Origin of the sequence: Celerinatantimonas diazotrophica, assembly GCF_004339545.1 — a bacterium.
GTDB lineage: Bacteria > Pseudomonadota > Gammaproteobacteria > Enterobacterales > Celerinatantimonadaceae > Celerinatantimonas > Celerinatantimonas diazotrophica.
This window is the reverse complement of the sequence record NZ_SMGD01000012.1, coordinates 634,512-644,457: the sequence shown is the minus strand read 5'-3', so window position 1 is coordinate 644,457 and position 9,946 is coordinate 634,512. Positions and strand designations below refer to the sequence as shown.

The following is a 9,946-nucleotide window of genomic DNA, read 5'->3' as shown; positions in this document are numbered from 1 at the left end:
ACTAACTGAACTAGGCGACCATTGGCATAGGTTTTTAACTCATAATTTCCCCAAGGCTGATGATCGACGACTTTAACGCCTTTGGCTGAAAAAGCAGCAGCAATTTCTGTCGCATCAAAAAATTCATCCGGACTTGATTGCCCCGCTTCGGCCAATGATTTTTCCCGGCTCGACAGGGAATACGCCTCTTTTAACCCTTGAATATCATGTCGTTTCATCATCTCAATCAGTGCCTGATAAGCCCGATGCAGTTTTTTCATATTCTCGCGGGTCGGTTGAAAGGGCTCCGCTTTAGTCCAGGCCCATTGCGGAATGGTTTTAATATAAAAGGGGCGATGAAAAAATGTCGCCCAACCTATCTGATTCGATGTAACCTTTGATAAATCGGTGCGATATTTTGGAGGATACTTTTTAGAGGTCTTTACCGTTGCTTTGCCATCATCAACGGTAATATTCAGGCTGGATAATTCAATTGGCTGCCCATGTTGCGGATCCGCCGTGAAAACCAGCTTGCATTCACCATCCTTTCGTTGAACTGAAGGGTCACCTTCATTTGACTTAAACGTATTAATCGAGGCCACTTGGGCATCGAGGCTATTTTCACCCGGTTGTAAAAACGCCGTCACGTTAAATCCAGCGATAATATCTCCCGTCATCGATGTTGTATTATCAAGCTGAGGTAAACCATTAACGAGACTCTGACAGACCATATGATGGGAACTCATATGCACCAGATAAATAAAGGTGGGTTTTTCCGTTGGAATGACGATATCCGTGGTTGATACATCCACCGCGGACGACTGACAACCCGCCAATAGAATAACGCCTAATAGCGCCCCCAATCGATACTTCAAAATTGCTCCTTTCATTGAGTGATTTGCCCAATAAAGAACGGGCATTTATCCTTTAACGGGAAATCACCACTCGGCCATTGATAATTGAGAAATAAGGGGTGAAATTAGTAATCGTCTTATTTAATAACGTTCTTAACGGGCTATTGCCATAATTATCCTCTAATCGTACCAATCTCCCCCCGGCATAACTCTTCAATTTATAGATACTCCAATCACGATGCTCTAATACCTTTTCATGATTATTGAATGCGTCTTGATAACCGATTACATCAAAAAACTCATCCGGGCTTGATTGCCCTGCTTCGGCTAGTGATTTTTCCCGGCTCGACAGAGAATACGCATCTTTTAACCCCTGAATATCATGCTGCTTCATCATCTCAATCAGTGCTTGATAGGCCCGATGGAGTTTTTTCATATTCTCACGCGTCGGTTTAAAAGGCTTCGCTTGGGTCCAGGCCCACTGCGGAATGGTTTTGATATAAATAGGTCGATAAAAAAATGTCACCCATCCACGTTGATGCGTCGTTATTTTGGACAAGTCAGTACGATATTTCGGAGGATATTCTTTGGATGTTTTAGCGGTTACTTTGCCATCGTCAACGGTAATGTTCAGGCTGGATAATTCAATTGGCTGCCCGTGTTGCGGATTCGCCGTGAATACCAGTTTGCATTCACCATCGGCGCGCTGCACTGAACCATCCCCGCCATTCTCATTATATCCATTAATCGAAGCGACCTGAGCATCAAGGGTATTTTCACCCGGTTGCAAAAACGCCGTCACGTTAAACCCTGTAATGATATCTCCAGTGAGCGAAGTGGTATTATCTAACTGCGGCATCTGATTAATCATATTGCCGCATACCATATGATGGGAATTCATATGGACCAGATAAATAAAGGTGGGTTTTTCCGTTGGAATGACGATATCCGTGGTTGAAACATCCACCGCGGACGACTGACAACCCACCAACAGAATAACGCCCAATATGACCCCCAATCGATACTTCAAAATTGCTCCTGTCATTAAATGATTTGCCCAGTAAATCCTGGGCGTTTATCCTTAACGGGATATCACCACCCGGCCATTGATGATTGAAAAATAAGGTGTATAAGAAGTGATAATATCACCAACTTGAGTTCTCAATGGGCTATCATCATAATCGTCTTTCAATTGCACTAATTTACCATCCGCATAACTTGCTAACTTATAGTGGCTCCAATCAACATGATCTAAAACTTGAACTTTTTTAACATCTAAATGCGCTTGATAGCCAATCGCATCAAAAAAATCGTCCGGACTTGATTGCCCCGCTTCTGCCAATGATTTTTCTCGGCTCGACAGGGAATATGCATCTTTTAAGCCCTGATAATCTTTACGCTTCATCATCTCAATCAGTGCTTGATAGGCCCGACGGAGTTTTTTCATATTCTCACGCGTCGGTTTAAAGGGCTTCGCTTGGGTCCAGGCCCATTGTGGAATGGTTTTAATATAGAAAGGACGATGAAAAAATGTCGCCCAACCTATCTGATTCGATGTAACCTTTGATAAATCGGTGCGATATTTGGGAGGATACTTTTTAGAGGTCTTCACCGTTGCTTTACCATCATCAACGGTAATATCAAGGCTGGATAATTCAATTGGCTGCCCATGTTGCGGATTCGCCGTGAAAACCAGCTTGCATTCGCCATCCTTTCGTTGAACTGAAGGGTCACCTTCATTTGACTTAAACGTATTAATCGAGGCCACTTGGGCATCGAGGCTATTTTCACCCGGTTGTAAAAACGCCGTCACGTTGAATCCAGCAATAATATCTCCCGTCATCGATGTTGTATTATCAAGCTGAGGTAAACTGTTAACGAGATTCTGGCACATCATATGATGGGAATTCATATGAACCAGATAAATAAAGGTGGGTTTTTCAGTTGGAATGGCGATATCCGTGGTTGAAACATCCACCGCGGACGACTGACAACCCACCAACAGAATAACGCCCAATATGACCCCCAATCGATACTTCAAAATTGCTCCTGTCATTAAATGATTTGCCCAGTAAATCCTGGGCGTTTATCCTTAACGGGATATCACCACCCGGCCATTGATGATTGAAAAATAGGGTAAAAATGACATACCATCATCTTCCCATTTAATAGCTAATGGGCTATTACCATTATCATCCGTTAATTGAACGAGCCTTCCTCCCATATAACTTTTTAATTTATAATCACTCCATGGACGATGCGCGAGAACACTCGCCCCTGGATGACTAAAAGAAGATTCAAAACCAATCGCATCAAAAAACTCTTCCGGGCTTGATTGCCCCGCTTCGGCCAGTGATTTTTCTCGGCTCGACAGGGAATACGCATCTTTTAAGCTCTGATAATCTTTGCGCTTCATCATCTCAATCAGCGCTTGATAGGCCCGATGCAGTTTCTTCATATTCTCGCGGGTCGGTTTAAAAGGCTTCGCTTTAGTCCAGGCCCATTGCGGAATGGTTTTAATATAAACAGGACGGCTTATATAACTGGTCCAGCCTTTTTGATGGAATGTTATTTTAGAAGCATCTGTACGATATTTGGGGGGATATTTTTTAGAGGTCTTCGCTGTTGCTTTACCATCGTCAACGGTAATATTCAGGCTGGATAATTCAATTGGCTGCCCATGTTGCGGATTCGCCGTGAAGACAAACTTGCATTCACCATCGGCACGCTGCACCGAACCATCCCCGCCATTTTCAGTATAACCATTGATTGAAGCAACACGCGCATCCAGAGTATTCTCACCCGGCTGTAAAAACGCCGTCACGTTAAACCCTGTAATGATATCTCCAGTGACCGAAGTTGTATTATCTAACTGCGGCATCTGATTAATCATATTGCCACATACCATATGATGGGAATTCATATGGACTAGATAAATAAAGGTGGGTTTTTCCGTTGGAATGGCGATATCCGTGGTTGACATAGACATTGTATTGTCCCCCGAGCAGTGAGTTAAAAATAGGCATAGGGCTAAACTTATAAAAAACTTGTTTAGTACATTCACAGTCATTATTTACGCTCCGAAAGAGAATAAGGTATTTTTCCATGTGGAATCTTGTTTAGATTTAGGTTGTGCTAAAACCCAATCATATGGATAGGTTTTGGCATGGTCATTAAAATCTGCATTATCAAATGACCCAAATACATGTTTCTGAAGACCTTTATGAATTCCCCCAGAAACCGTAATCTCAACATGCGCCTTAATCCCGTCATGGTAGATCACGTAATCTAATGCCGTTTCATCCCCATGGTTATGGGTCACTAATTCACAGTGGCCGATAGCAGTGAGCTTTGCTTTACAATCAAATAGCCCATGGAATATAAATACTTTCGCTTCTGCCCGAACACTCCCTAACCCTTCAAAAGACACGGTGGTTTGCGTATCAAGTGAAGAAAAGGCCATGGGAGCATCCATTTTTTTCTCAAATAACAGCCCATCACCTTGTGTCGAAAAATTAAGGGCCCCTTTTAAGTTAAACTTAACGCCTGCATAGGCGGGAGCATTGCCGGCCTCATAAGCCTTTTGTAATTTGTCTAACGTACTTTGAATGGCTTTATAGGCAACCGTTCCGACGCCAGAACTGAGTGATGCAACTAATGCTAATAAGAGGTCAAGTTCAACATAAGCACTAAAAAGAGGGGTGGCCGAAATAGACAAACGACTATCAATCCCGTATTTTCCATCTCGATAAACACTTTGACCACTGCCTTGCAGTTTTATCTCTGGGCTATCAAACCCATACGAGATCATTTTAATCTTATCCTGCCCTTTTTGGTCATAACACGCTAACAGCACAATGACGAGCACATCAGTCACCGCATTTAATAACTGGATCCGTGCTGCACTATCATCGCGAGAAACCGGGGGTATTGCACTGGTATCACTACTCGAGGACAAAGAATGGGTATGCTCCGAAGCTGTATTTGATAATAAACCAGCTAAACTCCCTTCAAATGAGTGTTCTGATTTCTTTTTAACAGGGGGCTTTTCTTCTTTGTCGTTTTTGAGTGTATGTTTGGCGGTATACTCAGAAGTCACGCCCCCAGCATTCACTTTCAGATCCCCTTGAATGGTAAAACCATCCCTTAAAAGATGAGCAATCGCAGAGAGTGGTTTTTTCTTGGCGGGTTTATTCTTAGGTTTCTCTTCTTTTTGCGCCTCTTTTTGCTCTTCGTCCTTTTCCCAGCTCAATGTGATACTGCCAGTCCAACTATATTGCGGGTGAATAGCCACTGTGATATCAGTAAAGACTTTATGGCCCAGAACTATTTCTTTAAGGTCATCAAATAGCGTGACAAATATATTTTTTTCAGGCTCGTCACCATCACAGCAATGGGCTCGAATTTTGTAAAATGAATAAGGAATTGAATCAATAGAGCGGCTCAAGCATAAATAGCCAAAACACTCTAATAAAGGAATGGCTTTATGGTTATCGCGTTGATAGGTTAAATTGACCGTTTGCGATGCTGATAATTTTTGAACAACCTTGCCATTCTCATCTAACACGACTCCCGATGGACAATCACTATCATTGCCATACAAACACGAACCAATCAAATTAATCGTGACAGGCACAGCTTGTTCTTTATCATCTTTGAGGGGGGCGATTTCGTGAATCAGATTGGCCCTTAAGTAATGCTCTCCATCAAATGTTTCAGTTGTATTGGGAGTCGTAACTTTAATGGCAGTCAGGCATGATTGCGCGCTATTACAGTGACAAGCAGTACCAACGGGGTGATTGCATTTAGGCATTCTGTTTTAATCTCCTTATGCTGGAACATAGCCGAGATGATCAATCATCAGCATTTGAGCATTCAATAAAGGACGATGATTTTCGTCGCAAAGGCGATCCATCCAATCTGTAGGCAATTGTTCCCAACGGTAGTAATGGTGATGAGCACACAGTTGAGCAATTCCGGTGATAAGCCGCTGCTGGGTAATACCTAAATAACTGAGTTGTCTGACTAACTGTTTTGCAAATTCAGACAATTGCTCTGCCGTTGGTCGAGTTGAGCTGACTAAATCAGTCGGTTCATCTTCATTCAAGCGCAGTGTATAAACGGCGTTGGAAGATTCATCGGGTTTATCTAACTCATTTTGCTCAATCGTTTGGTTCAATCGCACATAAACCGCTTGCTCCATCTGCTGAATACACCCATCAATAATGGCTTGATAAACGGGTTGCGATAGTTTTAATGGCCCATGTCTATCCACTGGTAATTTGGCAAACGTGGCTTTCAGCGAGTCAAAATTTTCGCTGCGTTCAGTCCCGTAATGGGTGGCTATTGCATTCATTGGACCTAAAAAATGGTACCGTTCTAAATCAGGGACGGCGTCGATATACAGCCAAATGATCCGAGGGTCGTAATAACGAAACAGTTGCGGCTTCTCGTCATCAGGGACTTGCGCTTGCAGAGACTGACGAAGGTGCTGGCGCAAAGGGATGAGTGGGAACTCCGACGATAGATATATTCCCCAGGGGGTGGTTCGCTCATCCAGCCAGTCTTTGACATCATCGGTTAACTCAATTAAATAGGGAGCAACTTTGGATATATCACTATCAAGCGGCTCTTCATATAAACAGCTTCTGAGGGGATCTTGCTGAGCAAACAACTCAAAATACTCAGGCTCACTCGCGGCATCAATAATCGCAAAATTATAGAGTACTTCAGACATCATTCCACCTTAAACAGCCGGACAATTTGCAACAAATGCCGAACCTTCAGCGGCGGCGGTTTTTAACACTTGGACACTGTCAGGTAGCGGTAAAGCTCCCGGCGAACCGCCAGAGTTTAAGTTAATCGCGCTACCATTAATATCCACACCGCCACTGTGAATCACGACAAAACTTCCCCCCACTTGCAGCGTTATTTTACTGCCACTTTTAATGGTCAAAGCCCCATCTGCACTGATACCAAAAGCACCAGCAATTTTTTGGGCTAAATCACCGGTGACTGTGTTGCTAAAATCACCCTCGGTGGAGCGTCTGAAATTTCCTGTGGTGTGGTGATCTTGATTGCCAGTGACGGTCACTTTTCGATCGTTTGCAACATCTAAGGCCTCATCATGACCAATGCTCACACTACGATCGTACTCAACACGTTCATTTTTAGAATTCTCTACCTGAATTGCCATGTTCTTTTGCGCATGCAGGTAGACCTCTTCTTGGTCTTTTTCATCCTCAAAACGCAATTCGTTAGAACCTTCACCTTTATGGGTCTGGGTCTTTAAGGTGGTCACTGTTTTACTTGCTGGCAAAGGATACGGCGTTTGATTAGACACATGATAGGTACGACCAGTAATAATCGGTTGGTCTGGGTCTCCCTCTAGAAAGCTGACAATGACTTCATGGCCAATCCGGGGGATCGCAACAAATCCGTATTGGGCCCCCGCCCATGCTTGCGCGACTCGAACCCAACAACTGGCCTGTTCATCATGCTCACCTTCCCTATCCCACGGAAACTGAATTTTGACTCGTCCATATTCATCGCAATAAATTTCTTCTTCAGCAGGGCCCACAACGGTTGCCATTTGAGGGCCATCGACACGCGGTTTTGGATTGGGTTGAGGGCGCCATGGCCGAGTATCAGGTAATAATACAGCCTCGTTCGAAAACGTTGTTGCCCCAGTTCCACCAGCCTCTTCTAAAGCCTGAGGCTGCGTCCCCTGACTGGATAAAGCCGTCACCAGCCAGGTGCGATTATTACTCGGCTCAAAGTGATCGGTCAGTTTAAACCGATACCCGACTGTCAGTTGCATCGCATCGCTATGAATACTCGCCTGCTCTGCATCTCGACGAAGATATTCAAGCCTAATTTTAGTAAACGCGAGTCCGCTCACATCATCTTTATAACGCCCGGGGTAATCGTAATGTTCATAATATTTTGCCTGATACTCCGCATCATTGGCTTGTTGGACATTGAGAAAACTATATGCAGGATTTTTAAAACTGTAATCTTTTAAAAACACCGTTGCAGGGGCTATTTTTTTCTTGCGGATAAAAGACGAAATATAGGGTTGTGTTGCCATTCCACCCGCGGTTGCATTGTAGGTAATGGCATCATCTTGCTGAGAGGTTTGGTTACTTTGATCGCAAAAGCACAATGTATGCTGACCTTGAGCATGCTCAAAATAATAAAATATCCCTTCTTCACCCGCCAATCGCTCAATAAACGCCAGGTCAGTTTCTCTATATTGGACACAATATTCTCGTACGGCAGGTGTCCTTTTAAGTGCAAAGGCATAATCCATAATCCCCATCTCAGCGAGTAGCGTTGTGATGATTTCTACCGCCGTTTTGGTTTGAAAAATGCGGCTATTTTGTCGCAGTTGACATCTTGCGAATGAAGGCACGAGAGCGAGAGTATAACGAGTGTGATGAAACCCGGTATCGGCTTTATGAAACGATTGAACAATCCCATGGACATAACGAACAACACGACCATCGCGAACGAGCGTCAGACACACAGATTGATCGACGATATTCTCAGGCTCGATATTATCAAACCGACTTGCCAGTTCAATCTGATAACGATAAATCATCGACAATGCTTCATGTCCATGAAATTCAATGACCTGAAATGTGTCATCACTTAACCCAGCGACCTGAATTGAAAAATTTATTCGTCCAGCAGCAGCCATGTTTGCTCCTTCCTAGCAACAAGCGGTATGACTGCTGAACCGTATCGAGGCTCAGCAGTCATCTGATATATTTTAAGCTTCCAGTGGGGCTCTCCAGTCATCTGAACCGGAGGTGCCAGCAATATCATGCGACCAATCTATTTTACGGTATGCCATTGATACTTCAATCAGTTGGGTAAAATCCGATTTAGTTGGATCCTGACAATGAGGCATCTGTGCATCAATGTTGATAATGGTTGCATCCGTTAATGTGGTCGTGAAGAAATGTTCTTGCTTACCTTCAACCGAGGTCCGATACCAGTTTAAAGTCACCGTTGGCAACATTTCACCAGAAGCTAATGCGTTGTATAAAAGAGGGACCGCTTTATTCAGAGCAACGGTGAACTTAAATGGCTTATGAACACGTTGTCCTGACGGCTGACCTGATTGGGGATCAGTTGGAACCGTTACAATATGTTTAAATTCCTGTACCAGCATTTCATCTTCATGGCCCTGAACATAAATGTTACCAACCGAATCTGCGGTAAACGCACCTTGGGTAATATTGCCCTGGGTTTTTCCTTCAATTGAAATATAACAAGGTGTTGGCATATCAATATTCCTCTTCAAATTTAAGTGGATTGATGAAAACATCAAAAAATAAGTCAATATTTATGCCAAAATTTATAAAAAATATATGTGATTGAAAAATCTATAATATTTATTTTTAGATTCATTTGGAATTAAAGGGCTGAGCAAGATCTTGCCCAGATCGAGCAAAAAGTTGCCCAGCGGGCAAGATCTTGCTCGGTTATTTTTTAACCAGATTAGTGTTCTAGCAGATTGTTAGACAATATTGAGATTTGTGCAAAAAACAATCGGCATAGCATCAAGGTATAATGGCTTCGCCAAAAATCGTTACACTCAAGCTAAGGCTATGCCTCGAATAATGTTAACAGATCATAAATGGGAAAAGTTGAAACATGAGCTCAAAAAAGTGATATAGAATCACGGCTCATCGATGGCAGTATTGTCAAAACATATCAGGATCGTGCACGAAGTAGACGCAAGAATGACGAGAACATTGGTAAAAACCGAGGCAGTCATTCGACTAAAATCCATTTGGCAGTGGATAGCGATGGCTTGCCAGTTTATTTCGAATTATCGGATGACCAAGTCAATGATAATGTCCATGCCACAAGTTTAATTAGCCATGCGCCTACTCCCCAACAGGTCATTAGCAATAAAGGCTACGACAATGGTTCATTAAGAAACTTTATCGACAATAAAGGGAGCCAATATCAAATCCCGAGGAAACAAAATAGCAGCATTGGAAATTATCAAATGGGCTGGTATTAATACAAATACCGACACTTGGTTGAGAACACATTTTGAACCAAAAACAACCACGAAATGTCATCCCTACTGAGGT

General features: G+C 43.1%; 9 protein-coding genes. 1 reads left to right on the top strand and 8 read right to left on the bottom strand.

Annotated elements, in window-relative coordinates:
* The 8 genes from EV690_RS09135 to EV690_RS09100 form a co-directional block, all read right to left on the bottom strand.
* Nucleotides 1-854 (bottom strand): glycosyl hydrolase family 26 (locus tag EV690_RS09135; RefSeq protein WP_131912671.1); only part of this gene is annotated, 854 nt, incomplete at its 3' end.
* Nucleotides 855-906: 52 nt separating this feature from the next.
* On the bottom strand, nt 907-1,863 hold the full coding sequence (locus EV690_RS09130) for a glycosyl hydrolase family 26 (RefSeq protein ID WP_224054919.1): 957 nt from the start codon (nt 1,861-1,863) through the stop codon (nt 907-909).
* A 51-nt stretch (nt 1,864-1,914) separates the two neighbouring features.
* The gene (locus EV690_RS09125) at nt 1,915-2,874 is read right to left on the bottom strand and encodes a glycosyl hydrolase family 26 (RefSeq protein WP_131912670.1); all 960 of its coding nucleotides are present in this window, start codon (nt 2,872-2,874) and stop codon (nt 1,915-1,917) included.
* Between the two features lie 51 nt (nt 2,875-2,925).
* Entirely contained in the window at nt 2,926-3,822 is an 897-nt protein-coding gene (locus tag EV690_RS09120) for a glycosyl hydrolase family 26 (RefSeq protein WP_131912669.1), read from the bottom strand.
* 84 nt (nt 3,823-3,906) lie between these two features.
* On the bottom strand, nt 3,907-5,646 hold the full coding sequence (locus EV690_RS09115) for a hypothetical protein (RefSeq protein WP_131912668.1): 1,740 nt from the start codon (nt 5,644-5,646) through the stop codon (nt 3,907-3,909).
* Nucleotides 5,647-5,661: 15 nt separating this feature from the next.
* Entirely contained in the window at nt 5,662-6,570 is a 909-nt protein-coding gene (locus EV690_RS09110; protein WP_165872707.1) for a DUF4123 domain-containing protein, read from the bottom strand.
* Nucleotides 6,571-6,579: 9 nt separating this feature from the next.
* Nucleotides 6,580-8,535, bottom strand: a complete 1,956-nt coding sequence (locus EV690_RS09105; RefSeq protein WP_131912666.1) for a type VI secretion system Vgr family protein — start codon at nt 8,533-8,535, stop codon at nt 6,580-6,582.
* Between the two features lie 72 nt (nt 8,536-8,607).
* Entirely contained in the window at nt 8,608-9,126 is a 519-nt protein-coding gene (locus tag EV690_RS09100) for an Hcp family type VI secretion system effector (RefSeq protein ID WP_131912665.1), read from the bottom strand.
* A 390-nt stretch (nt 9,127-9,516) separates the two neighbouring features.
* Between EV690_RS09100 and EV690_RS09095 the strand changes: the two genes are divergently transcribed.
* The gene (locus EV690_RS09095) at nt 9,517-9,873 is read left to right on the top strand and encodes a transposase (RefSeq protein ID WP_131912664.1); all 357 of its coding nucleotides are present in this window, start codon (nt 9,517-9,519) and stop codon (nt 9,871-9,873) included.
* The last annotated feature ends 73 nt before the right edge of the window (nt 9,874-9,946 follow it).

Excerpts from the sequence above, each read along its gene's own strand:
- EV690_RS09105 (WP_131912666.1), bottom strand. The coding sequence starts at position 8,535 with ATGGCTGCTGCTGGACGAATAAATTTTTCAATTCAGGTCGCTGGGTTA.
- EV690_RS09110 (WP_165872707.1), bottom strand. The coding sequence starts at position 6,570 with ATGTCTGAAGTACTCTATAATTTTGCGATTATTGATGCCGCGAGTGAG.
- EV690_RS09100 (WP_131912665.1), bottom strand. The coding sequence starts at position 9,126 with ATGCCAACACCTTGTTATATTTCAATTGAAGGAAAAACCCAGGGCAAT.
- EV690_RS09115 (WP_131912668.1), bottom strand. The coding sequence starts at position 5,646 with ATGCCTAAATGCAATCACCCCGTTGGTACTGCTTGTCACTGTAATAGC.
- EV690_RS09120 (WP_131912669.1), bottom strand. The coding sequence starts at position 3,822 with ATGTCTATGTCAACCACGGATATCGCCATTCCAACGGAAAAACCCACC.